Origin of the sequence: Halorussus salinus, assembly GCF_004765815.2 — an archaeon.
Classification (GTDB): domain Archaea; phylum Halobacteriota; class Halobacteria; order Halobacteriales; family Haladaptataceae; genus Halorussus; species Halorussus salinus.
This window is the reverse complement of sequence record NZ_SBIS02000008.1, coordinates 13367-39236: the sequence shown is the minus strand read 5'-3', so window position 1 is coordinate 39236 and position 25870 is coordinate 13367. Positions and strand designations below refer to the sequence as shown.

The following is a 25870-nucleotide window of genomic DNA, read 5'->3' as shown; positions in this document are numbered from 1 at the left end:
GACGACGGCCGATTTTTCGACGCTCTCGTAACCACTTTCAGTTTCTTCGCGGTCCGAATCGACGCCGAGGTTAAGAGGCTTCGGTCCCGAACTGTAGTACATGAGTAGTGAAGAGCTTCAAGAAACCAACACCGAGGAGCGCTTCGAGTTCAAGAAAGACGAGAGCGCGGCGCTCAGGTCCGACAAGGGGCTGACCGAGGAGGTCGTCCGCCTCATCAGCGAGGACAAGGACGAACCCGACTGGATGTTAGACCGGCGGCTCCGGGCGCTGGAACACTGGCAGAACATGCCGATGCCGACCGACTGGCCCGGCCAGCCGGACCTCACGAAACTCGACGTGGAGGAAATCGTGCCGTACATCCGCCCCGACGTGGACAAGCGCGAGGGCGCGGACAGTTGGGACGACCTGCCCGAGGACATCCAAGACACCTTCGAAAAGTTGGGGATTCCGGAGGCGGAGCGCAAAGCCCTCTCCGGCGTCGGTGCCCAGTACGAGTCCGAAGTCGTCTACCAGAACATGCAGGAGCAGTGGGAGGAGAAGGGCGTCGTGTTCTGTAACATGGACGAGGCGGTGAAGGAACACGAGGACATCGTGAAGGAGTACTTCATGACCAGTTGCGTCCCGCCGAGCGACAACAAGTTCGCCGCGCTCCACGGCGCGGTCTGGTCCGGCGGGTCGTTCGTCTACGTCCCCGAGGACGTGACCGTCGAGATGCCGGTACAGGCGTACTTCCGGATGAACTCCGAGGGGATGGGCCAGTTCGAACACACCCTCATCATCGCCGAGGAGGGTTCGGAAGTCCACTACATCGAGGGCTGTTCGGCACCGAAGTACGGCACCCACAACCTCCACTCGGGCGGCGTCGAGGTGTTCGTCGGCGAGGACGCCCACGTCCAGTACTCGACAGTGCAAAACTGGTCGAAGAACACGTTCAACCTCAACACCAAGCGTGCGCTCGTGGAGAAGGGCGGCCGGATGGAGTGGGTGTCGGGGTCGATGGGGTCGAAGGCGACGATGCTCTACCCCTGCTCGATTCTGAAGGGCCGAGGAGCCTCCGCGAACCACATCTCCATCGCGTTCGCGGGTGAGGGCCAAGACATCGACACCGGCGCGAAGGTCTACCACAACGCGCCCCACACCAAGTCCACCATCGAATCGAAGTCCATCTCGAAGGACGGCGGCCGGACCAACTACCGCGGACTGGTCCAGATTTCGGAGGGCGCGGAACACTCCTCGACCGCCGTCGAGTGCGACGCGCTGATGTTCGACAACGAATCGACCTCCGACACGATGCCGTACATGGAGATCGACGAGTCGAAGGTGGACGTGGCCCACGAGGCGACCGTCGGCAAAATCGGCGACGAAGACGTGTTCTACCTCCAGAGTCGGGGCTTGGACGACGACGACGCCAAGCAGATGATCGTCTCGGGCTTCATCGAACCGCTCACCGAGGAGTTGCCCATCGAGTACGCGGTGGAGCTGAACCGACTTATCGAGTTGGAGATGGAAGGCAGTTTAGGATAAACTCCGAACGCGGTCGCCGGTCCGTCGTGCCGCTGTTTTTCGGGTTTCAGTCGCCGCCGTCCGAATGCGATAGCCGTTTAAGGGAGAAAGAAAATTGTCGGGTATGACCGGCGACCCCGCCGCTGGCGAGGACCGAAGCGGCGGGCCTCTGGAACTCGACGAGGTACTCACGCTTCTCAGCGACCGCTATCGTCGCCACTGCCTCGCCTGTCTCGACGGACTCCCCGCGCCGGTGACGCTGGAGGGACTGACCGACCAAGTGGCCGGGCGGGAGTTCCAACAACCGCCCGACAAGGTGTCGATGATAAAGCGGACCCAAATCGCGACGGCGCTCCACCACACCCACCTGCCGAAACTGGAGGAGTCGGGCATCATCGTCTACGACACCGACGAGGGGAAAGTGACCGATATCTCCATCGAACCGCCGCTGACGGGCTTCCTCGACAAGATTCGGCGTCACGAAGGGTAGGGCGCGTCGGCGGACCCGGACCACGCCGCAACCACAAAGTCGCCTCGCCCGTGAGGTAGAGTATGGCGACAGAAACACAGACTGACGGCGGTCGGTCCCGACTCGGAACGCTGGTCCTCCTCGCGCTCACCTTCGCGGTCGGGTATCTCCTCGGGTCACAGAGCGGCGACGAGACCGACGAGTGGACCGACGTAGCCAGCGAACCCACCGAGATAACCATCGACGGCGACGACGAGACCGAGGAGTGAGTCCGAAGCGGTGAAACGCATTCGATCGGGGCGTTCGGTAACGTGGAGATAGGCTTAGAAAATAAATTCCCGTCTGGTAGCCGTATTTTTGATTTCTGAGGGCAACCTGTAGTGATGTGTAGCGGCTCGCGACCGGACCGGTTCCGCATGATAGCCAGTCAAACGCGCTCCGAGGGCTTCGACGTGAGACGGTGCGAGCCCCACGTGAACGCGCCGAACAGAACCCAGCAGACGCCGAGCAGGACGAACCCGTCAACGCCGAAGACCGCGAAGCCGCCGCCGACAGTCAGGCCGAGCGCGAGCGCCGCGATTCCGAGGGCGACGAAGACGAGCGCGACGAAGCGGTCGAGAAACGACGCCAGTCGGTCGGGCGTGAGCCAGTCGAGCGGGGCCATCCTCGCCGCCGACGAACGGTCCCGTTCCGGAAAAGCGTATCCCCGACGGGACGGAGAGCAACGGCGCGAGACGGTCCATCCTACCGATAGCCGCCGCGCTCCTCGGCCGCGAGGTCCCGCAGTCGCGCGATTCGCTCGGCGGTCGGCGGATGGGTCGGCACCTCGACGGGGAGACCCGCGAGCGGGTCGTCGGCCGACGAGGACCGACCGGTCGTCCCGTCCGCCGACTCGCCGCGCGCGACGATGCCGTGAGGTAGGAAGCAGAGTTCCCGAACGCTGTGGGCGCGCACGTCCTCGGTCGGGGTCGCGGGCGCGTCGGCGTCCAGCGTCGCCAGCGCGCTAGCCATCGCCGCGGGGTCGCCCGCGGTCAGCGCCCCGGCGCGGTCGGCGGCGAACTCCCGGTAGCGCGAGAGGCGGCCGCTCAGGACCGCGACTGGGAGCGCCAGCAGGCCGAGCGCGACCCCGCCGAACAGCGCCGTGAAGACGACGAACCCGCCGAACGCGAGGAGCGACTCCAAACTGAAGACGGGCGCGCCGACCAGCGCGGTGCTGGCGGCGTAGCCGAACAGGGCCGCGACCCCGAGCGCGAGCGACTTCAGGGGACCGGCCACCTCGGAGAACAGCGAGTAGTCGTCGTTGGCCAGCGCGGGCAGGAACGTCGCCAGCGTCATCACCGCGGCGTCGCGGTTCTGGAGGTGCGCGAGTTCGTGGGCCAGCACCGCGTCTACCTCCTCGTCGGAGAGACGGTCGAGCAGGCCCGTCGAGACGACGACGGTCCCGCCCCGCAGGTCCCCCACCGTGAAACTGTTGGCCACGTCGGTCTCCGCGAGGGCGACCCGCGGCGGAGAGACGCCCGCGGTCTGGGCGAGGCGGCGCACCCGAGCGTGGAGGTCCGGGCGCTCGGACTCCGAAACCGGGCGTGCGTCGGCGGCCGCGAGCGCCTCCCGGCGCGTGTACGTGAGTTGTGCCCACGCGAGCGCGAGCGTGGCGGGCGCGACGAGCGCCGCGAGCGCGAACCACCCGACCCCCGACCCGGCCCCGGCGCCGCCCGCCGAGGCGAAATCGCCTGCGAGCGCGGCCAGCCACGGCCGGAAGAGGTAGGCGAGGACCGCGACGAAGGCGGCGTCCGCCGCGAGGACGAGCGCGAGCGTCAGGGCGATGCGAGAGGATAGGCCGAGCGTGTGGCCCGAGCGGTTCGCCGAATCGCCCGCGCGGAGCGGGTCGTCCGGCGGGCCGGAGTTCGAGGTCGAGTCCCGCGGGGTCGAACCGGCGTCTCGGGAGTCCGAGGAGCCGTCCCGCGAGTTCGAGGCGGTGTCTCGTGACATGGAGGGCGACGTGGGTACATCTATGTTGGAGAGGGAAGATATATTTGACTGAAAGTAATCCTGTCAGTCGTGTCCCGCGAACGCCGCCGCGCCGCCCTCGCCGCCCTCTGTGTCCTCGCGGTCGCGCTCGCCGCCACCCTACTGCCCGCCAGCGGATTCGGAACCCAACCCGCTGGCGTCGGCGTGGGTGACGGCGGCGACCCGAGCGTCCCCTCCGGCGGAGGTGGCACCGATACCGTCGAACAGTCCCCCGAAGCGACCGCGCCGACCGCCACGACGACCCAAGACGACGGGTCCGAGACGACGGAAGAAACCGAAACGACGACCACCACCGCGACCACGACGACCGCCGCGTCCCCCGACTACGACGGCGGCGGCGGGGGCGACCTCCTCGCCGGACTCGCCACCGGCATCTTCGGACTCCTCGGTGCCGTCGCCATCGTCGGGTTCTGGACCGGCACGCTCGCCGTGACCGGTCGCGCGGCCGGAGCCATCCCGTTCACGCTCACCGTCGGCGGCACGCCCGTCGGCGAACTCGTCGGGCGCGTGCCGACCCGGACGATGGCGACCGTGGTCGCGCTCTCGTCGTCGGTCCCCCGACTGCTGGACGACGCCGCGGGCCTCGCCGGAGCGGTCGGCCGGAGCCTCGGGAGCCTCCTCGGGGGCGTCGGGCGGGGAGGCGTCGAAGCCCTCCGCGTCGGCGCGCAGGGCCTCGCACTGACCGTCACCGCGATTCCGCGCGCGTTCGCCGGACTGGCCGGAGGAGTCGGCATCTTCTCCAGCGTCGGCAACGTCTCGATGCCGAGCCTCGGCCGCGGCGGGAGCGACGCGAGCGACGCCGCGGGCGGTCGAACGCCCGCCGCTGCGGACGAGCAGGCCGACCCGGCCCCGCCCACCGTCGAGGAGGCGTGGGAAGCGATGCGCGAGCGCGTGCCGGTCCGGAACCGGCGCGCTCGGACCCCCGGAGAGGTCGCGCGCGCCGCGGCCCGGCGGGGCTACCCCGCAGACGCGGTGCGGCGACTCACCGAGGCGTTCCGGGAAGTCCGGTACGGCGACCTGCCCCGCGACGCCCGAACCGACGACGCGCGCTCGGCGCTCGACCGACTCCGCGACTACTGGAGGGGCGAGAAATGATACCCCGCCTCCTCGGGCGAGCGAGCGCGAAGCTCCAACGGCCCCGGAGTCTCGCGTACATCGGCGGCGCGTCGCTACTCCTCGCGGTCGGCGTCGCGTTCGTGCCGTGGCTGTTTCCCGCCGCGATTTTCCGGCCCCTCTCGGCGCTGGTCGCCTCGCCGACCTCGATTCTGGTCGTGGCCGGAGCGGTCGGCCTGCTGGGCGTGCAGGCGTTCCGCAAGAGCGCGACCTCCTCGGCCGACGGCGAAGGCGAGGAGAGAACGACTCACCTGACGTTCCCGAAGGAACCCGAGCGCGCCCACTACGACGAGTACCGGACGACCGGCCACGAGATAGACTCGGTGTTCGACGCGGACCCCGACGAGACGCGGGAGTTCGCCTCTCGCCGCCGGAAAGCCGAGGGTCGCATCCGCCGGACCGCGGTGAGAGTCCTCGCCGAGGTCGAGCGCATCGGCGACGAGGAGGCCGCCGAGCGAATCGCGGCGGGGACGTGGACCGACGACCCCCGCGCGGCCGCCTTCCTCGGCGGGCGTCGCCTCGCGCCGCTCCGGGTCCGCATCCGCGATTGGGCCAGCGGCGAGCGGTTCGAGCGGTGGGCGACTCACGCCGTCGAGGAGATAGCGGCCATCGACCGCGACGAGCGGTTGCAGGTCGCTCGGGAGCCAGCGTCCGGCGGGGAAGACGCCGGAGCGAACTGGTTCGAGACCGAGTCGGACGCGTTCGACGCCGACTCGGGCGACTTCGACACCGAACTGGACGAGTTGGAGGCGCTCGACGCCGAACTGCGCGAGTCGGGCGAACCCGGAACTGACGGCGAGCGAGACGCCGAGACCGGCCCCGAGGAGGTGGCGCGATGAGCCTCGTCGGGGTCGCGCTCCTCGGGTTCGTCGGACCGCCCAGCGTCGTCCTGCCAGTCGCCACGCTCGTCCTCCTGTTCGGCATCTACTTCGCGTCGTTCTGGGCCGCGAGTCCCGAACACGGCATGTATCCCCAGTACTTCAAGGACGCCGACGGGACCGACGGGTCCTCCGAGGAGTCGGCCGGAGACGGCGGCGACGGGAGTTCCGACGGCGGAGGTGGTGACGATAGCGGCGACGGCGAAGGCAGTGACGACTCGGCGGTCGATACCGGCGAGTCCGCCGCGGACGCCGACGAGTCGTCCGAGAGCGACCAACCGCCCGCGACCAGAGTCGGCCCTGACTGGGACCCCGGCACGACCGTCGCGCTGTTGGCGGGCGCTGGCGGCATCCTGACGAAGAACACGACGATGTTCCTCGCGGGCGCGGTCGGGTTCGCCTACGCGGCCTACCGATACGGCACCAGCGCGCCCGCGGTCTCGGTGGCGGTCGAGCGCACGATTGCCGACCGGTCGCCCCTCCCGAGCGACGAGGTGGAAGTCACGCTGACGCTCGAAAACGAGGGCGACGAGCCGATTCCGGACCTCCGGGTCGTGGACGGCGTGCCCGACCAGTTGGAAGTCGTCTCCGGGTCGCCGCGGTTCTGCACCGGCCTCCAACCCGGCGAGGAGACCGCCTTCTCCTACGAAGTCCGGGCCAACCGGGGGAGCCACGAGTTCGGCGAGACGCGGCTGGTCGCCCGGAACGTCAGCGCGAGCGCACAGCGCAAGTGGGCCCAAGAGGCCAGACTGGCCGACGCGCCCGACTCGGAGACGGCGACGATAACGTGTCAGACCCAAGCCGAGGACGTGCCGCTCCCGGCCGACACCGCCGCCCACCCCGGCCAGATTACGACCGACTCGGGCGGCGAGGGCGTGGAGTTCTACGCGACCCGCGAGTACCAGCCCGCCGACCCGATGAGCCGCATCGACTGGAAACGCTACGCGAAGAGCCGCGAGTTGACCACCGTCGAGTTCCGGGAGACGCGGGCCGCGACGGTTCTCCTCGTCGTGGACACCCGAGCGCCCGCCCACATCTCGCGTCGGTCGGGCGAACCCGACGCGGTGGAGTTGGGTCGGTACGCCGCCGAGCGACTCGCCGAGTCGTTCGTCCGGCGCAACGACCGGGTGGGACTGGCGCTGTTCGGACCGGACGAAACGTATCTCGCGCCGGGCGGCGGCGACGAGCAGTTGGCCCGCGTCCGCGCGGACCTCGACGGGGCGTCGGACCTGAGCGACCACGGCATCGGCCTGTTCGACACGAACCGCCGCGAGCGGGCCAACGAGTCCAGATTCGAGACGCTCCGGAAGCGACTGCCCGACGGCGCGCAGGTGCTGTTCGTCTCGCCGATGGCCGACAACTACGCCGCCGAGGTCGCGAAGCGGTTCGCGGCGTACGGCCACGCCGTGACGGTCGTGAGTCCGGACGTGGCGGACTCGGGGACCCCCGGCGGGACGGTCGAGCGCATCGAGCGCGACCGGCGACTCGCCGAGTTGCGCGGCCCGGTCCGGGTCGTGGACTGGTCGCCCGACGAACCGATTCGCAGTGCGGTCTCGAAGGCGACAGCGAGGTGGTCAGGATGAGTTTCGACACCGGGAATTCGGACGACGCGAACGGAATCGGCGACGATACGAGTGAAGTCGGCGGTGGGAGTCGAACCGGTGACGACGCGAACGAAATCGACTCCGAAGCGGAATCGGACGAGGAGTCCGGAACCGGGACCGGACCCGCATCCGAGCGCCGGGCGACGCCGTTCAGCGGGACCGTCGCGGTGCTGGTCGCCGCGCTCGCGGGTCTCGCGCTGGGGGCCGCGGGCGGGCAGCTCTGGCACGTCACCGCGACGACGGCGGGCGGCGTGGTGGCCGCGCTCGGGGCACGCGCAATCCAGTCGAAGACCAACGCTCGCCGAGCGGTCGGGAGCGTCGCAGTCGTCGCGGGCGTGTCCGTCTTCGCAGTCGTCGCGAGCCTCGGCGGCGGCGCGGTCCCCCTGTTGGTCGGCGCTGGCGTCGGGGCGGCCGCGGCCAACGCCGTCGTCTCGTTCGACGAGGAGGTCGAGCGGCCGACGGTCAAGGCGGTCTGGCGGTCGGCGACGGTCCTGTCGGTCGGGGCCGTCCTCGCGGTCTGTCTCCACGCCGACGTGTTCGGGAAGACGTTCGGCGCGGTCGGCGGAATGGTCGTCGGGGTCGCCGCATCGAGCGCGCTCTCGCTTCTGGTCGTCGTCCAGTTGGAACTGCTGGCGATTTCCGAACTGATTCACTGGGCGGTGCCGGTGCTGGACGACTGGCTCCCCGAAGACCGGGACCTCCGGGCCGCCGTCCTCGACCGGTTCGACCTGCGGCTCTGGGAGGTCCCGCGGGCCTACTGGGGGGTACTCGGTCTACAGGTTCTCCTCGCGCTCTCGACGTGGGGACCGGCGTGGTTCCGCGGGTTCCTCGACGCGCTGTCGGTGCTGGGCGACGGCCTCGAACTGCTGTTGGTCTCGGGCGTCGTCCACTTCCCGCTGACCGCGCTTCTGGGCGGTCTCGTCGCGATTCTGCTCGCTCGCGGCCTCCAGTTCCTGTTCGTCGGCTGGGCCGGGAGCGACCCGCCCCGGTCGATAGCCCACGCCGCCGGCGGATTCGTCGCGCTCGCGCTGGCGTCCCTGCTGGCGCTCGCGCCCGCAAGCGCGCTCGCGGAGGTCGCCGGAGTCGATTGGGGCGACACCGTGGCGTCGGTCGGCCCGACGGCGGCGCTCGCTGGCGGGGTCGCGGCCACGCTGTTCGCCGTCGCGTTCGCCCAGCGCGTGCTGGCGGTGGCCGTCGGCCCGTGGGTCCAGACCGACTCCGCGAGCGGGTTCGCGGTCGCTGGCGGGTCACTGCTGGTCTCCTCGCTGGTCGTCGCGTCGGGCGGCGGGTCGGCGCTCGCGGCCTTCGTCGGCGTCGCGGCCGCGCTCGCGGTCCACGACGTGGGAAGCAACGCGGTCGAACTCGGCGCGCAAATCGGCCGCGACGCCGAGACGCGCGCTGGCGAGGCGGCCCACGCGGTCGGCGGCCTGCTCGTCGCGGCTGGCGGGGTCGCGGTGGCGACCCTGACCGCGTTCGTCATGGGGTCGCTGTCGTTCTCGCCGCCAGCGTGGCGCGCGCGACTGGCGGTGGCGCTCCTGCTGGTCGCGGTGCTGTGTTTCGCGGTGCTGTTCGAGCGGGGGTAACCAGAGGGGGAGAAGAGGGGGAGAGCGCGAGAGGGGGTTACTCCCGGTCCGCGCTCAGGACCATCACCTTCACGCGCGCCACCGAATCGAAGTCCCGGAGCCGGTAGACCAGTTGACGGACCTCCTCGGCCGGACCCTCGCAGAAGGCGGTCTCCATGCACCACTCGCCCCGATGGACGTGGTTCGTCGCGGTGATGGCATCGCCGAACTCGTGTTGGACGGCGTGGAGGTCGTGGACTACCTCGTCGTGTTCGTAGTCGTAGGCCAGCACCGCCATGACCTCGCCCTCGGCGGCTTCGAGTTCGGCGTGAGCCTCGACGTACTCGCGCATCGCTTCTCGAATCGCGCGCGACCGAGAGTCGAGTCCTTCGGCCTGCCACGTCTCGTCGAAGGCCGCCAGCACGTCGTCGGGAACGTTGAGGCTGGTTCGCATGTTCCAATTGTTTCGATTCGGTAAGGTTGGGTATTTCGTTCGCGTGATTCGGTCGTAGCGGTTTTGCAGGACAGTTGCTGGTCAGGAACGGAAGGTGAAAGCAAGGAGGAGCTACCTACTGCCGACTCCACGGAGTCTACCGCACAGCAACCGCACCGCGACAGCACAGCACGGCACCTCACACCTCCCCAGCCTCCTGCGGTCCTCACTTCGCTGCGGTCCTCGTCCACCGGAAGACAACCCGCGTCTTCCGAGCCTGCACTCACGTCCGTTCGTGCAGACGCCAGCGCGCGCCGGGACGGAGTGACCATCGAGCGAGGGAACGAAACACAAGCGAACTCACCTTCGAGAAGCGACAGACCAAAGGCACCGGCAAGAGTCACCTCTTGGCATGACCGAAACCAACGAGGAGCTAGTCGGCCAACTCGAATCCCTCGGCGTCGAGTACGTCTTCGGCTACCCCGGCGGCCGGGTCATCGAGCTACTGGACGAACTCCCCGAGTCGGACATCGAGGTCGTTCGGCCGCGCGACGAGCGCGAGGGGAGCGTCATGGCCGAGATGTACGGCCGCCTGACCCAGACGCCGGGCGTCCTCGCGGGACAGGGACCGTGGATAGGCAGTTTGGGCACCATCGGCCAGATGGAGGCGCGCCTCTCGTCGTCGCCGATGGTCGTGCTGACCGAGGCCAGCGAGCGCGGCGACTACTCCACGCTCGCGCCCTACCAGCAGTCCCGTGGCGACTACGGCGGTCTCGACCTCCCCAAGATTCTGGACGGCGTGACGAAGGAACACTGGTTCCCGCGCTCGCCGACCGAGACGTTGCGGAGCGTCCAGTTGGCGTTCAAGCACGCGACCGCCGGGCGACCCGGCCCCACGGCGGTCATCCTCGACGGCGACGCCATCACCGAGGAGGTCCCCGAGGACCCGATTCCGCCCGTCTGGGACGCCGACGAGCAGGTCCGCAACTGGGACAGCGCGCCGACCGACGGCGACGTGGAGCGCGCGGCCGAGGCGTTCGCCGAGGCCGACCGGCCGGTAATCATCGCCGGGAACGGCGTCCACGCCGCGCAGGCCTACGACGAACTGGAGCGCGTGGCCGAGACCTACGACGCGGTGGTCGTGACCTCGTATCTCGGCAAGTCCACGATTCCCGAGACCCACGAGTTGGCGGGCGGGGTCATCGGCTCGTTCGGCCACGAGGGCGCGAATCAGGTAGTGAGCGAAGCCGACGCCCTCCTCGTCGCGGGATGCCGGATGAACCCGATGGACACCAACTGGCAGGCTCCGAGTTTCATCCGGCCCGACGAGCAGACGATAATCCACGCAGATATCGACACCCGGAATGCGGGGTGGGTGTACCCCGCAGACGTTGGGTTGATAGGGGACGCCAAAGAGAGCCTGCGGGCGCTCGCGGACGCTGGCGAGGTGAATGCGGGCGGAAACGACTGGGCGCGCGAGCGCGCCGCGACTGCCCGCGAGTCATTCTCGGCCCCGGAGTGCGACGAGGACGGCGCACCTATCAAACCCCAGCGCGCGGTCAAGGAAATCGAGGCGGTCGTGGACGACGAGACCGTCGTGACCGCCGACTCGGGGAACAACCGGTTCTGGCTGTTGAACTACCTCCAGACGCCGGGTATCCGGACCTACTTCGGGTCGGGCGGCGTCGGCGGGATGGGGTGGGCGACCCCGGCCGCGGTCTCGGCGGCCATCACGACGGACAGAGACGTAATCGGCGTCGCGGGCGACGGCGGGTTCACGATGACGATGACGAGCGTCGAAATCGCGGTCGAGCAGGGCGTCGCGCCGACCTTCGTCGTGCTGAACGACACCAGCCTCGGGATGGTCCGCCAGATGCAGGACGCCGAGGGCGACATCGCGGGCGTGGAGTTCCACGACACCGACTTCGTGAAAGTCGCCGAAGGCTTCGGTGCGGAAGGCGTTCGAGCGACGACGCCCGACGAGTTGGCCGCGGCGCTCCGCGATGGGAAAGACAACGACGTTCCGACCGTCATCGACGCTCGCATCGACCGCGAGGAGGACATGGCCGAGCAGTTGCAGTCGTCGTTCTACGCGGAAGTCGGCGGACTGCACGAATAGCCCGTCGGTCGGACGGTTCTCCGGCCGAAGAAAAGCGAAAGACGAGACTACGGTCGGTTCGGAACTCGCGGCGAGTCCCGGACGGTGCGGTTCGGACTACACGCAGACGGGCAGACCGGGTTGCGAGATGCCGGTGACGATACAGGTCGTGAATGGGATTTCGAACATGATGAATCACTTGATGTGCCGCGTGAACGACACACACGATAACACGCTACACGATAACATATAAATATTTATATTCTATGATAGAATTTATGCCGAGAAGATGTTGGTGCAAATGACGAGTAGCCGATAAGAGCGTATCTTTCGCACGACCGGAGACGAAAATCGGATTTGCAGAACTACTCGACGGTAGAGGTCGGATTCGCCACGGAAACGGCGGTTGGTTCGGAACTCGCGGCGAGTTCGAGGTGATGCGTCGTCGGTTCGCCTACGCCACCACGCAGACGCCCGACGCTCCGAGCATGTCGATGATGCAAATGGAAAGCGGATTCGTGAACATTGTGAATCACTCGGGAGTAGTGTGAACTACACCCATATCACATTTATCGGTATCTATATTTAAATATTTATATTTAGTAAGATAGATAAGGTAGTTGAGGAGCGAATCGACCCTCGCGCAGGCGGCCAGCGAATGGCTCGTGGCGTCGAGCGTAGACGACGGAGAAGGAAGCGAGGAGACACGGCAGGAAGGCGGAGAACAGACGACGGTGAGGGAACGACGAAAGCAGATCGGATGGGGCGACGGGTCCGGGATAACGCTCCGAGGGCCGGGGACGCCGAGGAAGTCGTGAGAACGTACTGCACTTTTTTTACGGTCCCCGACAGATTTGCGAGCGATGGCAGACTCAGAGACGGTACTCGTCACGGGCGGCACCGGCTTCATCGGCTCGTACGTCGCACAGGACCTCGCGGAAGCGGGCCACGACGTAGTGGCCTACGACCTCTCGACCGACACCCGGATTCTGGAGAAACTGGGCGTCGCCGACGACGTGGAAGTCACGCGCGGCGACATCACCGACCCGACGAGCGTGATTCGGGCCGTGAAGGAGTCGGGCGCGACCCGCATCGTCCACCTCGCCGCGCTCCTGACGAACCTCGCGCGGGACAACCCCCGCGGGGCCGCGGAGGTCAACGTCATGGGCACGAACAACGTCTTCGAGGCCGCCCGGACGTTAGACGAGCAAGTCGAGCGCGTGGCGTGGGCCTCCTCGGCGGCGGTCTACGCCCCGCCCGCGAACTACGACGACGAGTGGGTGGACGAGGAGGACCTCGTCTACCCCGACACGCTCTACGGCGCGACCAAGGAGTACAACGAGCATCAGGCGAAAGTCTACTTCGAGGACCACGACATCTCTCACGTCGGTCTGCGCCCGACAGTCGCCTACGGCCCCTACCGCGAGACCGGCGGGTCGGCGTTCCTCGCGGACATCGTGGAGAAGCCAGCGGTCGGCGAACCGTTCTCCGTCGAGTACGGCGACCAAGTTATCGACTGGCAGTACGTCAAGGACATCGCCCAAGCCTTCCGGAAGGCGGCGTTCGCACCCGAGGAGGACCTGAGCCAGCGCATCTACAACGTCCGTGGCGAGGTCGCCACGATTCGGGAGGCCGCCGAGGCGGTGCGCTCGATTATGCCAGACGCCGAAATCGAGGTCAGCGACGAGGGCGAACTCCCGTGGACCCAGAAACTCGACATGACCGACGCGCAGGAAGATTTGGGCTACGACCCGGAGTACGACCTCGAAACGGGCTTCCGGGAGTACATCGACGCCCTCCGCGCCGAGGAGGGACTGGAGCCGCTGGAGTAGCGCGGGACCCGAATCGCGGTCGCTCGTTCGCGCCTGCTTGCACCCGTTCGTGCCACTCACCCGTAGAACTGCCCGAGGACCGAGAGCGTCCAGACCGCGACGTGCGCGCCGACCACGGGCACCAGCGTCCGACGGCGGAGGTAGACCGCGGTGAACACCGCCGCGACGGCCGAAATCTGGACGAGGTTTCCGAGCGGCCAGACGACGGCGTGGGCGGTGGTGAAGACGCCCCACGTCGTACCGCCCGCGAGGAGCGGACTGTCGGTGAAATCGAGCAGTCGCTCGACGGGGTAGCCCCGGAAGAGGATTTCTTCGACGACGCCGGTCGTGACAGCGCGAGCGAGTGCGACCGAGAGACCGATCCCCGCCGAGAGCGTCCCCGCGTCGTCCCGAATCGGGAGACCGAGCGCCCCGACGAGCGGGTCGGTCGCCGCGAACACGACCATCGCGGCGACCACCGTACCGGCGAACGCGAGCGCGTCCGTTCGTTCCGGCCGCCGGAACCCGACCGAGGCGAGCGACCGGTTCTCGACGCCGACCGCGAGCGCGACGACGACGAGCGCGACGGCCCACTGGACGGCGACGAAGACGACCGGCGAGAGAGCGAGGTCGAACGCGGTCGTCGCCCACGCGAATCCCGGCAGCGCGAGGAGCGAGACGACGAGTCCGAGCGCGGTCGGCGGCGGTATCTCCGCGGCCTTCGAGAGCGACGTTCGTGTGGATGGCATCGAGTTCGAGGTGTCGGGGAACCCACCTAAAACGAAGTCGTCGGTCGCTGGCTCTGCGAGCGTGGCGTGGCTTTAAGCGTTCCCGACCGCGCGATGTGAGCATCCGACCGTTTTCGTTCCGGAGGCTTCATGTCTACGTCTGGACCAGAACAGCCACCCCATGGTCGCCGACCTCGACGTGTTCCCCCGAATCGTCAGACTGGTCTTCCTCGCTGGCGTCGTGCTGTTCGTCGCCCTCGTTCTCCTCGTCCTACTGGCCGGAATCTTCGGAAACTGACGCCCGGTTCGAACACCCTTTTCCGAGCGTCGGCCCAGTTGCGAACATGGAGAAAGTCGCCATCGACGCGGTGGACAACGAACGAAATCCGATGAAAGTCCACAGCGTTCGCAAGCCGGTCTCGCGCGTCCTCGGCACCGACCACTTCGCGATGAACTACTTCGAGTTGGAGAGCGGCGAGTCGTTCTCCGGCGGCCTCCACCGCCACAACGACCAAGAGGAGGTCTTCTACGTCGAGTCGGGGACCGCGACGTTCGAGGTCGGACTGGACCGCGACGAGGTGGTCGTCGAGTCGGGCGAGTTGATTCGGTTCCCGCCCGGCGAGTTCCAGAAAGGGTACAACGACGACGACGAGACCGTCGAAGGCTGGGCGCTCGGCGCGCCCGGCGCGATGCACGACTGGGACGAACTCCAGTCGCGGGCCTACTGCCCGGAGTGCGAAGACGAGCGGACCCACGACATGGCGTTCGTTGAGGGCGGCTTCGAGTTGACCTGCACCGAGTGCGGGACGACGCAGGGGTAGCCCACCCGAGAAGTGATTACCGACGCGCAAGAGAAATGTATAGTCACTCGAAGAATAGCTATAGAGTGCCAAAAGAAAGAGACAGTTAGGGACGCAGGTAGGCGTAGCCGTCGTCCTGCAACCGAGTCAACTCGCTCGCGCCCGAGGAGACGGTCTCGACGCCCTCCACGAGGTCGCCCTCGGCGAGGTCCAGCATGTCGAGGGTGTTGCTACACGCCTTGAACGCGATGCCGTCGGCGAGGAGTGACTCGACCGTGCCGCTGTGGGCACCGCCGACCGTGAGCGGGTCGATGCCCTCCGCCTGCGCGACGACCGCGATGTCGTCCATCTCGATGGTTTCGTCGTTCGAGAGATTTTCCGCGATGGTGAGGACGGTGTCTTGATGCTCCTCGTCGCCGCTCGTGAGGTGGAATGCAGTTTGCATAGCGTGTGGAGGTAGGGACTGACGGGGAAGTGGTTGCTGGCCGCGACGGAGAGACGGTGAGTCGAGCGAAGTTAGCGACTGCCGACACTGCGCAACTACCGCGGCGGCACAGCATCGTATCGCGACAGCACACCACCGAACTGGGACCGCACCGAACCGTGACAGCACAGCAGACGTAGCGCAGTCTATCGCCAATGCCAATCAGACCGCACCGCACTGCACAGCACACCGCGTCCGTGCCGCGAGCCTCACGCCTCCCCAGCCTCGCGGCCGCATCCGCGGCCGCGTCCCTCGCGCGGGTGGACGCGGCGAACGAGCCGCCGCGCCCGCACGCGCCGCGGTGGCGAGGTCAACTATCGCGTCACCGCGTAGCGGAGTCAGTCGTCGGGCCACCGAGGAGCCTCCGCTTCCGAGACGCGAAGCCTTACGGTTCGGCCGAGGGATTACAGACGTATGACAGACCGTCCCGACTACGGCGAACAGGTCCGCGAGGCGTTCCCCGAGATACAGGACATCGACTCCGCAGAGCTACGCGAGCAGGTGGTCGAAGCGTGGGTTCTCGGCCTCGAACGCGGCGGGTGGCGGGATATCTCCGACATCCCCTACGCGTGGAACATCCACGAGGTCACGAACGTCGAACACGTCCGCGGAGTCACGCGCATCGCCGTCGATTCCGCCGAGCAACAGCGCGACTTCCACGGCGCGGACCCCCAACTCGACGTGATTCGGGCCGCGTGTCTCCTCCACGACGTGGGCAAGTGCTACGAGTACGTCGAGTACGTGGACGACGAGAAACTGCTGGACCCCGACCCGCGGTACGCCAGCGACGAGATTCCTCACTCGCTGTCCGGGTACGCGCTGGCCCACGAGGTCGGCTGTCCGCTGGCGGTCCAGCGCGCGATTCCTCACTTCCTCGGCGAGGTCCCCAAGCGCACCCTCGAAGCCGAACTGGTCAAGAGCGCCAACTCCGCGAGTTCCAACGCCATCACGCAGTCCGCGATGGGAATCACGCTACAGGAGTGGGTCGAGGAGTACTCCCAGACCAGCGACTGACCGGCGCACGCTTTTGGGGCTGGGCACCGTCACCGCGAGTATGCGACCGAGCGAACTCACGACGCTGGTCTCGGGACTCCTCCACGAGGAGACCCAAGTCACCGACCGCGGCCTCGACCTGACCATCGGCGAAGTCCTGACCGTCGAGACGCCCGGAAGCGTGGACTTCGGCGGCGACGAACTCCGGCACGCGAACTGCGCGGCCCACGAGAAGGTCTGGCGCGACGACGAGGACGATTACCAGTGGTGGCACTTGGACGGCGGCCAGTATCTCGTGGAGTACAACGAATCGTTCTCGACCGACCGGCCGCTCAGGGTCCAGACCCGCGACGCGGTGCGCGAGTTGGGGGCGTTCCATCCCACGCTGGAACTGACGGAACTGGGCCGCGTGCCGCTGTCGGTCGCACCCGGCGGGCTTCGACTGAAGGAGAACGCCCGGATTTCGACCGTCCTGCCGCCCGAGGCGGAGTCGGAGTAGCTCCTCGTCTCGACGGCCGAGTCGCCGCCACCTCCCTTTTGCCGCCGCGCGTCGAACCCCGACGTATGTACGAGAAGACGAGCCTCGCCGACCTCGAAACCCGCGACGTGGAGGACATCGAACCCGACCTGAAGGCGGTCGGATACCAACTCCGTCCCGACGAGATGCGCCCGAGCGTGTGGGAGTTCGAGGAGGGCGAGACGAACAACTGGCACCGCCACGAGGCCCAAGAGGAACTCTACTACGTCCTCTCGGGAGAGTTCGTCGTGACCGTCGAGAGCGAGGACGAGGAGCGCGAGACCTTCGAACTCGGCGCGGACGAGGTGGTCGTGATTCCGGCCGCGACGTGGCGGCAGTTCGAGGCGCTGGAAGACGGTCGGATGCTGGTCGTCGGCGCGCCGAGCGTGAAAGACGACGGGATTACCGAGGACGAGTCGGCGTAGCGGGAGTCGAGGGGCGGGCTACGACGAACGCGAGGTCGTGGCGTCTCGGTCCGTCGCGTCCAGACACCACGGACAGAAGTCGAGAGCGGAGTCTCGCGTTCGCGCACAGGAGACACAGCGAATCGGGGCCGCCCCGCGCGCTCGCCGCCGGAGGAGCCACCACACGTCCGCCGTCCCGAGGAGGCGCAAACCGACGAGGACGCCGACGAGAGCATCGACCGGCAGGTGTCGGGTCGCGCGCACGGCTGCGTCGATGCTCTGAGAGGCCATCAGCGCCGCGGTGACGCCCGGCGTGGCCGCGACGAGGAGACCGAGTCCGGCGAGTCCGCCGAGATACCAACCCAGCGCCCGATGCCACGACCGAACGTAGAGGTGGCCGAGACCGGGGTAGAGGAGCGACAGGAGGACGGCCGCCGTCCGACGACCGCGGTTCGATGCCATCGGTGACCGCTTCCAATTTTTCGACTATTAATGCTTCGTTGTGCGTCGCCTCGCGGCGAGCGGTCGAATCGGTCCGTCCCGCCCGTCGGTTCTTTGCCGCCCGGTCCGGACGTGTCCGAAGAGAGAGTTGAAAGGTACGGGTGGTATTTCCGTAACGTTCGCGGTGAAATATCCGATAAGCGTGTCGGAATGGAAAAATAACTACGTAGTTGCTCGTCCACCGCAGAGACATGAACATCGACTGGCGCGCGGTCGCGGTCGGCATCGTCACGAGCTTCGTCATCGGACTACTCGGCGGCGTCGCGATTCCGTTCACGTCGGAGTCGCTTCCGGTCGTCGGGCAGGGACTGGCCGGACTCCTCGCGGGTCTCGCGGCGGGCTACGTCGCTGGCGGCGACTACGGAAACGGCGCGCTCAACGGAGCCGTGGCGACGACGCTCGGGGCGCTCGTCCTCGGCGTCGTCTTCCTGATATTCGGCACGATATTCGCGGGCATCTTCGGCCTCGGGGCCGCGCTCGTCTACCTCCTCGTCGTGGCCATCTACGCGATTCCCGGTGCCGTCGGCGGTGCCATCGGGAGCGCCCTCAAGAGTCGCCAGACGAGCGGGACCGAAGAGCCGGTGGCGTAGGCGACGACCGCCACGAGGGTTTATCACCGATACCGCAGGGAAATATCCCCGGACCGATACGACATGGACGAGCAGACGAAGCCCTCATCGACACCGACCAACGAGAGAAACCGACCGAAGGACGCGTCGAGTGACGCGACCGCGCTCCAAGTCCTCTTAGCAGAAGCCCGGACGACGACGAACCAACAACTTCGACAGGTGAATAAGCTCGACAACGCAGCGGTGCGGTCTGCGCGAATCGCATTCGTACTGTTGGGTCTCCTCGCGGGCGGGAGCCGACTGCCACCATTTCCGAATCTCGGCGTGTATGGCGTCGTCGGAACGTGGTCGTTGCTCGGTTCGCTCGTTTCGTGTCTCTTCGTCTACGGAACGACTCATCTGTTCGTCGGGTCGTCGCTGAAGGAACTTCCGGTGGACTACGCCGAGGATTCGGAGATGGCCCATCTCGAACTCGTCGCCGAGTACGAAGAGGGAATGGGAACGAACCGGAAGGTACTCTATCTGAACGGATTCGGCCTCGCCGTAGGTCGGGGGCTGCTGGCGCTTTCGGTTACGGTGGTCGTCCTCGGGTTCGTTCGTCACCCGGTCGAGACAGCCAGTGTCGCTTCGTCCGTACGAACGTTTATCAGTTGAGATAGTCTAACGTATCGTAACGATGGAGAAAACGTCCGAACGCGACGAGACGCGGAAGTCGGTCGAACCGACGTACGTCTACACAGGGCCGAAAACGATTGCTCGCCTCAAGATGCGCCTCGCCGAGTGGCTCGAACGCCGCGGATGGTAGTCTACCGGACTCACCGACGACCGAGAGCGGAGGCGCGACCGCTCAGTGGTCGATGGTCGTTATCTCCTCGACGGGCCACTGGCTCAGAATCTCGACGCCGTTCTCGCGGACGACCACCATCTCCTCGACGCGGACGCCCTGATTCTCCGCGGGTTGCATCGTCTCGACGGCCATCGTCATCCCCTCCTCGATTTCGATGGGGTGGTCGGGCGAGAGGCCGCGCCAGATGAGCGGCACCTCGTAGAGTTGGAGGCCGAGACCGTGCGCCCAGTGGTTCGTCGTCATCTGCCAGAACTCGTCGGCGTCGTACCAGTCCATGTGTTCGCCCTCCTCGTCCGGGAACCCCTGACAGATTTCGTCGGTCGTGGCTCCCGGTTCGATGCGCTCCAGCACGTCGTAGAGGTCGTCGCGGGCCTTCTCGTAGGCGTCCTTTTGGGCCTGCGTGGGTTCGCCCACGCTGAAGGTGCGGTAGTAACAGGAGCGATAGCCCATGAACCCGATGTTGTAGAAGTCGGCGTACACCAAGTCGCCCGGCCGGACGACGCGGTCGGTCGTGTTGGCCTGATGCTTGGGCCACGTGTTCGGCCCCGAGGTGACGTAGCCGCCTTGGACCATCGCGCCGAGTCGCCAGAGTTCCTTCGTTGCCTCGCCCCAGATTTCGGACTCGCGCATGCCGGGCTTGGCGGTCTCTTTGATGCGCTGGAATCCGGCCTCGCAGATGGCCGCGACCTGTCGCAGGCACTCGATTTCGTCGCGGGTCTTGACCTTCCGGGCGTCCTCCATGACCTGCGCACACTCGCCGGGTCGCACGTCCACGCCGCGCTCCTCGAACTCCGAGACGAGTGCCCGATTGCCCACGTCGATGCCCATCGGTTCCTTGTGGACGCCGTACTCCTCCATCGCCTCGGTCACGAGGTCGGCCATCTTACCCTTCAGCCAGTTGCGCGCCGAGTCGCGGCCAGAAGCCCGCGGGACGTTGCCGAGGCCGGGGACCGCGTACCGGATGTCGCTAATCCACGGGCAGTTGAACCGCTGATTGCTCGCGTGGTCGGCCGTGTCCCAGTGAACCACGTCGCCGTCTTCGGTGAGGAGCGTGTAGTGGTCGGCCCCGCTCCCGCCGGTCATGGCGAGTCCGGTGACGTACCGGACGTTCGGGTCGTTGATGAGGAGCATGCTCCCCATCTCGGTCTCCTGCAAGCGTTCGAGCGCGCGCTCCTTGCGCTCGCGGCGCATGCGCTGGAAGTCGATGCGCTCCTCCCAATCGACGCCCATCGTGCCCCGCGTGCCTTCCATGAAATCGCGCTGATAGAATCCCATGCACGCGATTACGCCGAGGGCTGTAATGAAAGTAGGTGAACGACGATGCGGACCGAGGAGACCGCGGGAGCGTTACCGGAAGTGGTCGGCCTTGCTGGCGATGTACGCGACGATGAGTACGTCGATTATCAGCGAGAGGATGCTGAGGGTCACGAGGTCGAGGACCGCCGCGAGGGCGTAGAGCCGAATGCCCCACTTGTAGCCCCACTCTTGGAGCGACCAGAGGCCGACGAGGACGACGCCTTTCCCGACGACGAGCGCGAGTCCCACGAGTCCGACGACGGTGTAGGGACCGCCGCGACCGACGACGCCGAGCATCCCGAAGAACGAGAAGAAGACGCCGAGGAACCCGAGGAGGCAGAGTATCGTGATACCGAGCGGTCTACCGCGCGAGCGACTGTCGTAGTTGGAGGGCATCGTGGCAACCTGCGAAGTGACGCAGAATAAGCTTTGGGTCGAAGCGGGCGAATCCGTCCGCCGTCGAACGAAAGACGTAGCCCCGGAGGTCGGCTATCGTCGTGCATGTCGTGGTACCTCCTCGTCGTCGCGGGCCTGTTCGAAATCGCGTGGGCGGTCGGGTTGGAGTACTCCGACGGTCTCTCGAAACCGATGCCGACCGCCGCGACCGTCCTCGCCCTCGTCGTCAGCATGGTGTTGCTGGCGAGAGCGGTCGAGAACCTCCCCGTCGGGACCGCCTACGCGGTCTGGACCGGCATCGGCGCGGTCGGTACGGCGACGCTGGGTATCTTCCTGTTCGACGAACCCGCCGACCTCGCGCGAATCGCGTTCATCGGCGTCATCGTCGTCGGCATCGTCGGACTGCACGTCTCGTCGGGTGGGCACTAGTTTTCGGGCACTCCTCTCGTCTCCGGGCACTCCTCGCTTCGGTCCGCGGGCCGCGGCCCCCGCCTCGGCTCTGACCGCCCCGACGAACCGCTCCGCGGCGTTTCCGGATGGTTTTATGAACGCTCCGGATGTGGCTACAATTACGATGTACAAGCACGTCGCCCTGTTGGTTCGACAGGAAGGGATGACCCACGACGAGTTCGTGGACTACTGGCAGAACAATCACACGCCCATCGCTCGCGAAATCGAGGGCGTCACGCGCTACCAGACCGTCCTGCCGACCGACCCCGAGAACGCCGAGTTCGACGGACTCGCCGAACTCTACTTCGAGGAGTTAGACGCGCTCCACGACGCCTTGGGGAGCGAGGGGTCGCGCGACTACGACCCCGAGCAAGGCAAGGCCAAGGAGGCCCGCGAGGACGTGGACAACTTCCTCGACATCGACCGGCGACCCCGCTTCATCGGCGAGGAGATCGTCCAGAAAGACGAGGTGGACGGCGACACCGACGGCCTCTACAAGCACTCGGCGTTCCTCGTCCGCCAAGACGACATGACCCACGACGAGTTCGTGGAGTACTGGCAGAACAACCACACGCCAATCGCCCGCGAGATAGAAGGGGTAGTTCGGTACGCGACGGTCCTGCCCACCGACCCCGAGAACGCCGAGTTCGACGGTATCGCGGAACTCTACTTCGAGGACTTGGACAAACTCTACGACGCCCTCGGGGCGGAAGGAAGCCGGGACTACGACCCCGAGAAGGGCAAGGCCAAGGAGGCCCGCGAGGACGTGGACAACTTCCTCGCCGTCGAGGAGCGCCCGCGGTTCATCGGCCGGGAGACCGTCCAGAAAGACGAGACGTAGGGGCGAGTGACAATCGTCGGAGCGTCCGTCGCTACCAACCGCGCTCCTCTTCGAGCCAGCGGCCGAGGCGGAATTTCAGGTCCGCCAGCCACTTCGGGCCGGTGTAGACGTATTCACCGCTAGCGTGGCGCACGTCGTCTTCGTCTGTTTTGGTCATAGCTACGTCAGTATTGACGCAGAATAGTTAAGAAAGGTTCGTGCGGCGAATTCGGTGTGTCAGTCAGGTCGTCTCATGGAACAGGACCACCAGCACGAAATCCACGACAGCGAGAGCGAGCAAGAAACGAGCGAAACCCAGAATCGATGCGTTCGAGTAGAGGACGCGCCGATTCCACGTAATTCCACTCTCGTACTGATCGACGGCTTCGGCGTGCGTCTCGGTGGATGAATCTCCGACATCTCGCTTTTCGGAATTGTCGTCGGCAATCCGGTCCAACTGCGGGCCGATAAAGAGTCTCGACGTGCCGTAGACGAACAGCGCGACGACGAGCGACCCGACGAGAGAAACCGTCCCGACGATTGCGAGGAGTCCGAACGGCGGGAGTAACTGAAACTGCGCTCCGCCAGCCAAAACCCCAAGTAGGACGAATCCTATCCGCACCGTCCGCACTGCTTGGTCGTCTACCTTGTTTATTTGCCCGAGTTGCTGGTTCGTCGTCGTCCGGGCTTCGTTCAACAGCAGTTCCCGTTCGGAACCCGATTCGCTCGACCTGCGCCTCGAATCGCTACGGCCGCTTGCCGACGAGGCTTGCGACTCCGTATCCATGACGTGCCGACAGTTCGTCGCGGCATCGTACGAAAAACTTCGCGCGCAGGTTTATGTCCGAGAAGCGACCGACCCGCTACCCGAACAGGAAGAAGAACAGGAACAGCGCCACCAGCAGGGTGGCCAACACGACGATTCCCGTGATTCCGTCGTCGTCGGGGCCGTCGCTACCGATGCCCTCGTTGGACTGCTGGGAGACGCTCATGCTGTTGCCGCCGCCGCCCGCGCCGAAGACGACCATGTCGGTTCCCGTTGCCCGTCGGTCATAAACCTCGTGGCGAGGAGGCCGACGATGCGAGGACTGCTCGGTTGTAAAACACTAAGACGCTCCCGGCCGACCGTCGGGGTATGGAAATCGGGACCGGACTGTTCACCTGTCAGCGGCGACCCGACGACGACCGCTCGATGGAGGAGGTCTACGACGAGATGCTGACCCTCGGGCGGGCCATCGATGACTCTGGCCTCGCCAGCGCGTGGGTCTCGGAGCATCACTTCGCGGAGGACGGCTACCTCTCGGCGACGATGCCGACCCTCGGGGCGCTCGCGGCCGAGACCGACGAGATAGAACTCGGCACCTGCATCGCGTTGGCCCCGCTGTACGACGGGGTTCGACTCGCCGAGGACGCCGCGACGGTGGACCTGCTGTCGGAGGGGCGACTCACCCTCGGCCTCGCCATCGGGTCGAACCCGACCGAGTTCGAGGAGTTCGGCGTCCCCCGCGAGGAGCGCGTCGAGCGAATGGCCGACACCACGGACCTCCTCCGGGCGGCGTGGTCCGACGGCCCCCTCGACTACGACGCCGAGTTCCACGACGTGTCTCCCGACGTGAGCGTGACGCCCAAGCCCGACGGCGAGATTCCGGTGATGTACGGCGGGTCCGCGAAACCAGCGGTCCGGCGCGCGGCGCGGGTCGCCGACGCGTGGTGTGCGCCCTCGGCGCTCTCCGTGGAGGGCGTCCGCAAGCGTGTCGAGGACATCCGGAGCGTGCGCGCCGACGAAGATATCGGCGGAGAGTTCGACGTGTACGTCCTCCAGCACGGCTTCGTCGGCGACTCGAAGGAAGACGCGTGGGAGAAGATGAAGGAGGGCTACTTCTACATCCAGCGTCGCTACGCCGAGATTTTCTCGGGCGAGGAGGTCGAAGAGTTGGACGACGAGCGCAAGCGAGAACTGAAAGAACAGGCCATCTTCGGCACGCCCGAGCAGGTAATCGACCAGTTAGAGGAGTACCGCGAGGCGCTGGGCGACGACGTACACTTCGTCTTCCGGACCTATCACCCCGGAATCGGTACCGACCGGATGGTCGAGTGCGTCGAGCGATTGGGCGAGGAAGTCGTGCCCCACTTCGAGTAGGCGGCGCGGGTCGTCTCCGCCGTTTCTGTCGTTGTTCCCACAATTTTGCCGGTTATTTCGCCGTCGTCGCCGCCTCATCACACACAATAGTTTATTAACGAAGGTTCCGCATAGCTGGTATGGGACGCGAAACCAACCCACAAGGTGGCGACAGTGCGACGGGCGGAACGACCGAGGACGCCGGTCGGGGGCGGCGAGACGGCGGACTCGCGTCGCGGCGGACCATCCTCCGACTCTCCGGGGTCGCGGGCGTCGGCGCGCTCGCGGGGTGCGTCGGCGGCGCGGGCCTCGGCAATCAGGGCGTCGATTCGGTGACCTACGGCGTGTTGAGTCCGATGACCGGGCCGTACGGCGGTCTCGCGGAGGGCCAGCGCAACGGCGCGAAACTGGCGGTCCAGCACGTCAACGAGAGCGACGAGTTCGGCTTCGAGATGGACGCCGTCTACGAGGACACCGAGGCCGACACCGCGACCGGCCGACAGGTCGCTCAGAAGGTCGTCCAGCAGGACGGCGCGGGGTTCCTGATGGGCGCGATTTCGAGTTCGACCGCGCTGGCGCTCAACTCTTTCGCCGAAAACGAGGAGGTCATCTACAACCCCGGCGCGGCCGCGATGAACATCACGGGCGCGGAGTGCAACGAGTACGTATTCCGGGCCGAGACCCACACCGCCCAAATCGCGGAGGCGGTCGCGCCGTGGACCGCGAACAACGTCGGCACGAACGTCTGGTTCCACATCGCCGACTACGCCTACGGCCAGTCGGTCCGGCGGGAGTGGAGTTCCCGGATGCAGGCGACCAGCGACGACTTCACGGAGGTCGGCGTCTCCCGGTCGCAACTCGGCGCGACCAACTACGGGTCGTACATCAGCCAGATTAGCAACTCCGACGCCGACGTTGCCGTGCTGGGCATGACCGGCGGCGACCTCATCAACTTCACCAAGCAGGCCGCGAATCAGGGACTGAAAGACGACGTGCAGTTGGTCAGTCCCACGATGACGTTCCAAGTCGTCCGGAACGCCCTCGGCCCGGCGGCCTACGGCACTTACGGCGGGGTCCGGTACGTGCCCAAACTCGAAACCGGCGACAACCAAGAGTTCGTGTCGGCGTATCAGGACGCCTACGATACGGTGCCCGACAGTTTCGCCAGAGTCGCCTACGACTCCATCCGGATGACCGCCCACGGCATCGCGGAAGCCGGGAGTAGCGACCCCGAGGAGGTCAAAGACACCTTGCCGGGGTTAGAAGTGCCAAGCACCTTCGGGCCGAACCGATTCCGGGAGTGCGACCACCAAGCCATGAACCCGGTCTGGGCGGGCGAGAACGTCGAACCGAACGGCGGCGGCCCGGCGAACGTCGCGCTCCGACAGAAGGTCGAGGGACCGAACGCCATCCCGCCCTGCGACGAGACCAACTGCGACCTCTAAC

At 66.6% G+C, this 25870-nt stretch carries 32 protein-coding genes; 21 read left to right on the top strand and 11 right to left on the bottom strand.

What is annotated here, in order from left to right:
* Positions 1 to 100: 100 nt before the first annotated feature.
* The 3 genes from sufB to EPL00_RS17225 all read left to right on the top strand — a co-directional run bounded on the left by sufB (position 101) and on the right by EPL00_RS17225 (position 2242).
* Positions 101 to 1525, top strand: a complete 1425-nt coding sequence (sufB, locus tag EPL00_RS17235) for a Fe-S cluster assembly protein SufB (protein ID WP_135854306.1) — start codon at positions 101 to 103, stop codon at positions 1523 to 1525.
* Positions 1526 to 1628: 103 nt separating this feature from the next.
* The gene (locus tag EPL00_RS17230; protein WP_135854307.1) at positions 1629 to 1994 is read left to right on the top strand and encodes a DUF7344 domain-containing protein; all 366 of its coding nucleotides are present in this window, start codon (positions 1629 to 1631) and stop codon (positions 1992 to 1994) included.
* A gap of 62 nt (positions 1995 to 2056) precedes the next feature.
* Positions 2057 to 2242 carry a hypothetical protein gene (locus EPL00_RS17225; protein WP_135854308.1) on the top strand — a complete coding sequence of 62 codons (186 nt, stop codon included), beginning with the start codon at positions 2057 to 2059 and terminating at the stop codon, positions 2240 to 2242.
* Between the two features lie 158 nt (positions 2243 to 2400).
* On the opposite strand, the gene EPL00_RS17220 is transcribed toward EPL00_RS17225, so the two are convergent.
* Positions 2401 to 2637 (bottom strand): hypothetical protein, encoded by a 237-nt coding sequence (locus EPL00_RS17220; protein ID WP_135854309.1) that lies wholly within the window; start codon positions 2635 to 2637, stop codon positions 2401 to 2403.
* Between the two features lie 80 nt (positions 2638 to 2717).
* Positions 2718 to 3962, bottom strand: a complete 1245-nt coding sequence (locus EPL00_RS17215; RefSeq protein ID WP_135854310.1) for a M48 family metallopeptidase — start codon at positions 3960 to 3962, stop codon at positions 2718 to 2720.
* Positions 3963 to 4031: 69 nt separating this feature from the next.
* Here EPL00_RS17215 and EPL00_RS17210 point away from each other — a divergent pair, with 69 nt between their 5' ends.
* The 4 genes from EPL00_RS17210 to EPL00_RS17195 are packed head-to-tail and all read left to right on the top strand — an operon-like array spanning position 4032 to position 9179.
* Positions 4032 to 5096 (top strand): DUF4129 domain-containing protein, encoded by a 1065-nt coding sequence (locus EPL00_RS17210; protein ID WP_135854311.1) that lies wholly within the window; start codon positions 4032 to 4034, stop codon positions 5094 to 5096.
* The gene (locus tag EPL00_RS17205; protein WP_135854312.1) at positions 5093 to 5953 is read left to right on the top strand and encodes a DUF7269 family protein; all 861 of its coding nucleotides are present in this window, start codon (positions 5093 to 5095) and stop codon (positions 5951 to 5953) included. Before EPL00_RS17210 ends, EPL00_RS17205 begins: the two co-directional genes overlap by 4 nt.
* The gene (locus EPL00_RS17200) at positions 5950 to 7575 is read left to right on the top strand and encodes a DUF58 domain-containing protein (RefSeq protein WP_238398234.1); all 1626 of its coding nucleotides are present in this window, start codon (positions 5950 to 5952) and stop codon (positions 7573 to 7575) included. The genes EPL00_RS17205 and EPL00_RS17200 overlap by 4 nt, the downstream gene beginning before the upstream one ends.
* A complete protein-coding gene (locus EPL00_RS17195; RefSeq protein WP_135854313.1) occupies positions 7572 to 9179 on the top strand; it encodes a DUF7519 family protein in 1608 nt (535 codons plus the stop codon). Before EPL00_RS17200 ends, EPL00_RS17195 begins: the two co-directional genes overlap by 4 nt.
* 37 nt (positions 9180 to 9216) lie before the next feature.
* Here the strand turns inward: EPL00_RS17195 and EPL00_RS17190 are convergent, their stop codons facing one another.
* Complete coding sequence (locus EPL00_RS17190) at positions 9217 to 9612, bottom strand: CopG family ribbon-helix-helix protein (RefSeq protein WP_135854314.1); 396 nt, start codon at positions 9610 to 9612, stop codon at positions 9217 to 9219.
* A 391-nt stretch (positions 9613 to 10003) separates the two neighbouring features.
* Between EPL00_RS17190 and EPL00_RS17185 the strand changes: the two genes are divergently transcribed.
* The 3 genes from EPL00_RS17185 to EPL00_RS17175 all read left to right on the top strand — a co-directional run bounded on the left by EPL00_RS17185 (position 10004) and on the right by EPL00_RS17175 (position 13521).
* On the top strand, positions 10004 to 11710 hold the full coding sequence (locus EPL00_RS17185; RefSeq protein WP_135854315.1) for a thiamine pyrophosphate-binding protein: 1707 nt from the start codon (positions 10004 to 10006) through the stop codon (positions 11708 to 11710).
* A 599-nt stretch (positions 11711 to 12309) separates the two neighbouring features.
* Positions 12310 to 12507, top strand: coding sequence for a hypothetical protein (locus tag EPL00_RS17180; RefSeq protein ID WP_135854316.1), 198 nt, complete (start codon positions 12310 to 12312; stop codon positions 12505 to 12507).
* 45 nt (positions 12508 to 12552) lie between these two features.
* On the top strand, positions 12553 to 13521 hold the full coding sequence (locus EPL00_RS17175) for an NAD-dependent epimerase/dehydratase family protein (RefSeq protein ID WP_135854317.1): 969 nt from the start codon (positions 12553 to 12555) through the stop codon (positions 13519 to 13521).
* 56 nt (positions 13522 to 13577) lie between these two features.
* Here the strand turns inward: EPL00_RS17175 and EPL00_RS17170 are convergent, their stop codons facing one another.
* On the bottom strand, positions 13578 to 14249 hold the full coding sequence (locus EPL00_RS17170; RefSeq protein WP_135854318.1) for a CPBP family intramembrane glutamic endopeptidase: 672 nt from the start codon (positions 14247 to 14249) through the stop codon (positions 13578 to 13580).
* Between the two features lie 323 nt (positions 14250 to 14572).
* On the opposite strand from EPL00_RS17170, the gene EPL00_RS17165 reads away from it, so the two are divergent.
* Positions 14573 to 15049, top strand: a complete 477-nt coding sequence (locus EPL00_RS17165) for a cupin domain-containing protein (RefSeq protein WP_135854319.1) — start codon at positions 14573 to 14575, stop codon at positions 15047 to 15049.
* 85 nt (positions 15050 to 15134) lie between these two features.
* On the opposite strand, the gene EPL00_RS17160 is transcribed toward EPL00_RS17165, so the two are convergent.
* Positions 15135 to 15473 (bottom strand): DsrE family protein, encoded by a 339-nt coding sequence (locus EPL00_RS17160; protein ID WP_135854320.1) that lies wholly within the window; start codon positions 15471 to 15473, stop codon positions 15135 to 15137.
* A 453-nt stretch (positions 15474 to 15926) separates the two neighbouring features.
* Between EPL00_RS17160 and EPL00_RS17155 the strand changes: the two genes are divergently transcribed.
* From EPL00_RS17155 to EPL00_RS17145, 3 genes are all read left to right on the top strand, one after another.
* A complete protein-coding gene (locus EPL00_RS17155; protein WP_135854321.1) occupies positions 15927 to 16526 on the top strand; it encodes an HD domain-containing protein in 600 nt (199 codons plus the stop codon).
* Positions 16527 to 16566: 40 nt separating this feature from the next.
* A complete protein-coding gene (locus tag EPL00_RS17150) occupies positions 16567 to 17004 on the top strand; it encodes a dCTP deaminase/dUTPase family protein (RefSeq protein WP_135854322.1) in 438 nt (145 codons plus the stop codon).
* 65 nt (positions 17005 to 17069) lie between these two features.
* A complete protein-coding gene (locus EPL00_RS17145; protein WP_135854323.1) occupies positions 17070 to 17447 on the top strand; it encodes a cupin domain-containing protein in 378 nt (125 codons plus the stop codon).
* A gap of 18 nt (positions 17448 to 17465) precedes the next feature.
* On the opposite strand, the gene EPL00_RS17140 is transcribed toward EPL00_RS17145, so the two are convergent.
* On the bottom strand, positions 17466 to 17888 hold the full coding sequence (locus EPL00_RS17140; protein ID WP_135854324.1) for a hypothetical protein: 423 nt from the start codon (positions 17886 to 17888) through the stop codon (positions 17466 to 17468).
* 230 nt (positions 17889 to 18118) lie between these two features.
* Here EPL00_RS17140 and EPL00_RS17135 point away from each other — a divergent pair, with 230 nt between their 5' ends.
* From EPL00_RS17135 to EPL00_RS24115, 3 genes are all read left to right on the top strand, one after another.
* A complete protein-coding gene (locus tag EPL00_RS17135) occupies positions 18119 to 18517 on the top strand; it encodes a DUF5518 domain-containing protein (RefSeq protein WP_135854325.1) in 399 nt (132 codons plus the stop codon).
* Positions 18518 to 18928: 411 nt separating this feature from the next.
* A complete protein-coding gene (locus EPL00_RS17130) occupies positions 18929 to 19150 on the top strand; it encodes a hypothetical protein (RefSeq protein ID WP_135854326.1) in 222 nt (73 codons plus the stop codon).
* Between the two features lie 22 nt (positions 19151 to 19172).
* Positions 19173 to 19301, top strand: a complete 129-nt coding sequence (locus EPL00_RS24115; protein WP_274381009.1) for a hypothetical protein — start codon at positions 19173 to 19175, stop codon at positions 19299 to 19301.
* Positions 19302 to 19343: 42 nt separating this feature from the next.
* Here the strand turns inward: EPL00_RS24115 and EPL00_RS17125 are convergent, their stop codons facing one another.
* Positions 19344 to 20618: a M24 family metallopeptidase gene (locus EPL00_RS17125; protein ID WP_135854327.1), complete on the bottom strand. Its 1275-nt coding sequence runs from the start codon at positions 20616 to 20618 to the stop codon at positions 19344 to 19346.
* 72 nt (positions 20619 to 20690) lie between these two features.
* Positions 20691 to 21035, bottom strand: coding sequence for a hypothetical protein (locus EPL00_RS17120; protein ID WP_135854328.1), 345 nt, complete (start codon positions 21033 to 21035; stop codon positions 20691 to 20693).
* 105 nt (positions 21036 to 21140) lie between these two features.
* Here EPL00_RS17120 and sugE point away from each other — a divergent pair, with 105 nt between their 5' ends.
* Complete coding sequence (gene sugE, locus EPL00_RS17115; RefSeq protein ID WP_135854329.1) at positions 21141 to 21464, top strand: quaternary ammonium compound efflux SMR transporter SugE; 324 nt, start codon at positions 21141 to 21143, stop codon at positions 21462 to 21464.
* Positions 21465 to 21609: 145 nt separating this feature from the next.
* A complete protein-coding gene (locus tag EPL00_RS17110; RefSeq protein WP_135854330.1) occupies positions 21610 to 22326 on the top strand; it encodes an EthD domain-containing protein in 717 nt (238 codons plus the stop codon).
* A 31-nt stretch (positions 22327 to 22357) separates the two neighbouring features.
* On the opposite strand, the gene EPL00_RS24110 is transcribed toward EPL00_RS17110, so the two are convergent.
* The 3 genes from EPL00_RS24110 to EPL00_RS17100 form a co-directional block, all read right to left on the bottom strand.
* Positions 22358 to 22483 carry a hypothetical protein gene (locus tag EPL00_RS24110; RefSeq protein WP_274381008.1) on the bottom strand — a complete coding sequence of 42 codons (126 nt, stop codon included), beginning with the start codon at positions 22481 to 22483 and terminating at the stop codon, positions 22358 to 22360.
* Between the two features lie 63 nt (positions 22484 to 22546).
* A complete protein-coding gene (locus tag EPL00_RS17105; RefSeq protein WP_135854331.1) occupies positions 22547 to 23092 on the bottom strand; it encodes a hypothetical protein in 546 nt (181 codons plus the stop codon).
* Positions 23093 to 23168: 76 nt separating this feature from the next.
* A complete protein-coding gene (locus EPL00_RS17100; protein ID WP_162224250.1) occupies positions 23169 to 23333 on the bottom strand; it encodes a hypothetical protein in 165 nt (54 codons plus the stop codon).
* 107 nt (positions 23334 to 23440) lie between these two features.
* Between EPL00_RS17100 and EPL00_RS17095 the strand changes: the two genes are divergently transcribed.
* Both EPL00_RS17095 and EPL00_RS17090 read left to right on the top strand, forming a co-directional pair.
* Positions 23441 to 24445, top strand: coding sequence for an LLM class flavin-dependent oxidoreductase (locus EPL00_RS17095; protein WP_135854332.1), 1005 nt, complete (start codon positions 23441 to 23443; stop codon positions 24443 to 24445).
* Between the two features lie 119 nt (positions 24446 to 24564).
* Complete coding sequence (locus tag EPL00_RS17090; RefSeq protein ID WP_135854333.1) at positions 24565 to 25869, top strand: ABC transporter substrate-binding protein; 1305 nt, start codon at positions 24565 to 24567, stop codon at positions 25867 to 25869.
* The last annotated feature ends 1 nt before the right edge of the window (position 25870 follow it).

Bases quoted from the DNA above. Each gene is read 5' to 3' on its own strand.
- EPL00_RS17220 (WP_135854309.1), bottom strand. From the start codon at position 2,637: ATGGCCCCGCTCGACTGGCTCACGCCCGACCGACTGGCGTCGTTTCTC.
- sugE (WP_135854329.1), top strand. From the start codon at position 21,141: ATGTCGTGGTACCTCCTCGTCGTCGCGGGCCTGTTCGAAATCGCGTGG.
- EPL00_RS24110 (WP_274381008.1), bottom strand. From the start codon at position 22,483: ATGACCAAAACAGACGAAGACGACGTGCGCCACGCTAGCGGTGAATAC.
- EPL00_RS17200 (WP_238398234.1), top strand. From the start codon at position 5,950: ATGAGCCTCGTCGGGGTCGCGCTCCTCGGGTTCGTCGGACCGCCCAGC.
- EPL00_RS17140 (WP_135854324.1), bottom strand. From the start codon at position 17,888: ATGGCATCGAACCGCGGTCGTCGGACGGCGGCCGTCCTCCTGTCGCTC.
- EPL00_RS17160 (WP_135854320.1), bottom strand. From the start codon at position 15,473: ATGCAAACTGCATTCCACCTCACGAGCGGCGACGAGGAGCATCAAGAC.
- EPL00_RS17150 (WP_135854322.1), top strand. From the start codon at position 16,567: ATGCGACCGAGCGAACTCACGACGCTGGTCTCGGGACTCCTCCACGAG.
- EPL00_RS17205 (WP_135854312.1), top strand. From the start codon at position 5,093: ATGATACCCCGCCTCCTCGGGCGAGCGAGCGCGAAGCTCCAACGGCCC.
- EPL00_RS17155 (WP_135854321.1), top strand. From the start codon at position 15,927: ATGACAGACCGTCCCGACTACGGCGAACAGGTCCGCGAGGCGTTCCCC.
- EPL00_RS17165 (WP_135854319.1), top strand. From the start codon at position 14,573: ATGGAGAAAGTCGCCATCGACGCGGTGGACAACGAACGAAATCCGATG.
- EPL00_RS17215 (WP_135854310.1), bottom strand. From the start codon at position 3,962: ATGTCACGAGACACCGCCTCGAACTCGCGGGACGGCTCCTCGGACTCC.
- EPL00_RS17110 (WP_135854330.1), top strand. From the start codon at position 21,610: ATGTACAAGCACGTCGCCCTGTTGGTTCGACAGGAAGGGATGACCCAC.
- EPL00_RS17170 (WP_135854318.1), bottom strand. From the start codon at position 14,249: ATGCCATCCACACGAACGTCGCTCTCGAAGGCCGCGGAGATACCGCCG.
- EPL00_RS17145 (WP_135854323.1), top strand. From the start codon at position 17,070: ATGTACGAGAAGACGAGCCTCGCCGACCTCGAAACCCGCGACGTGGAG.
- sufB (WP_135854306.1), top strand. From the start codon at position 101: ATGAGTAGTGAAGAGCTTCAAGAAACCAACACCGAGGAGCGCTTCGAG.
- EPL00_RS17100 (WP_162224250.1), bottom strand. From the start codon at position 23,333: ATGGTCGTCTTCGGCGCGGGCGGCGGCGGCAACAGCATGAGCGTCTCC.
- EPL00_RS17120 (WP_135854328.1), bottom strand. From the start codon at position 21,035: ATGCCCTCCAACTACGACAGTCGCTCGCGCGGTAGACCGCTCGGTATC.
- EPL00_RS17095 (WP_135854332.1), top strand. From the start codon at position 23,441: ATGGAAATCGGGACCGGACTGTTCACCTGTCAGCGGCGACCCGACGAC.
- EPL00_RS17105 (WP_135854331.1), bottom strand. From the start codon at position 23,092: ATGGATACGGAGTCGCAAGCCTCGTCGGCAAGCGGCCGTAGCGATTCG.
- EPL00_RS17125 (WP_135854327.1), bottom strand. From the start codon at position 20,618: ATGGGATTCTATCAGCGCGATTTCATGGAAGGCACGCGGGGCACGATG.
- EPL00_RS17175 (WP_135854317.1), top strand. From the start codon at position 12,553: ATGGCAGACTCAGAGACGGTACTCGTCACGGGCGGCACCGGCTTCATC.
- EPL00_RS17185 (WP_135854315.1), top strand. From the start codon at position 10,004: ATGACCGAAACCAACGAGGAGCTAGTCGGCCAACTCGAATCCCTCGGC.
- EPL00_RS17090 (WP_135854333.1), top strand. From the start codon at position 24,565: ATGGGACGCGAAACCAACCCACAAGGTGGCGACAGTGCGACGGGCGGA.
- EPL00_RS17230 (WP_135854307.1), top strand. From the start codon at position 1,629: ATGACCGGCGACCCCGCCGCTGGCGAGGACCGAAGCGGCGGGCCTCTG.
- EPL00_RS17190 (WP_135854314.1), bottom strand. From the start codon at position 9,612: ATGCGAACCAGCCTCAACGTTCCCGACGACGTGCTGGCGGCCTTCGAC.
- EPL00_RS17195 (WP_135854313.1), top strand. From the start codon at position 7,572: ATGAGTTTCGACACCGGGAATTCGGACGACGCGAACGGAATCGGCGAC.
- EPL00_RS17135 (WP_135854325.1), top strand. From the start codon at position 18,119: ATGAACATCGACTGGCGCGCGGTCGCGGTCGGCATCGTCACGAGCTTC.
- EPL00_RS17225 (WP_135854308.1), top strand. From the start codon at position 2,057: ATGGCGACAGAAACACAGACTGACGGCGGTCGGTCCCGACTCGGAACG.
- EPL00_RS24115 (WP_274381009.1), top strand. From the start codon at position 19,173: ATGGAGAAAACGTCCGAACGCGACGAGACGCGGAAGTCGGTCGAACCG.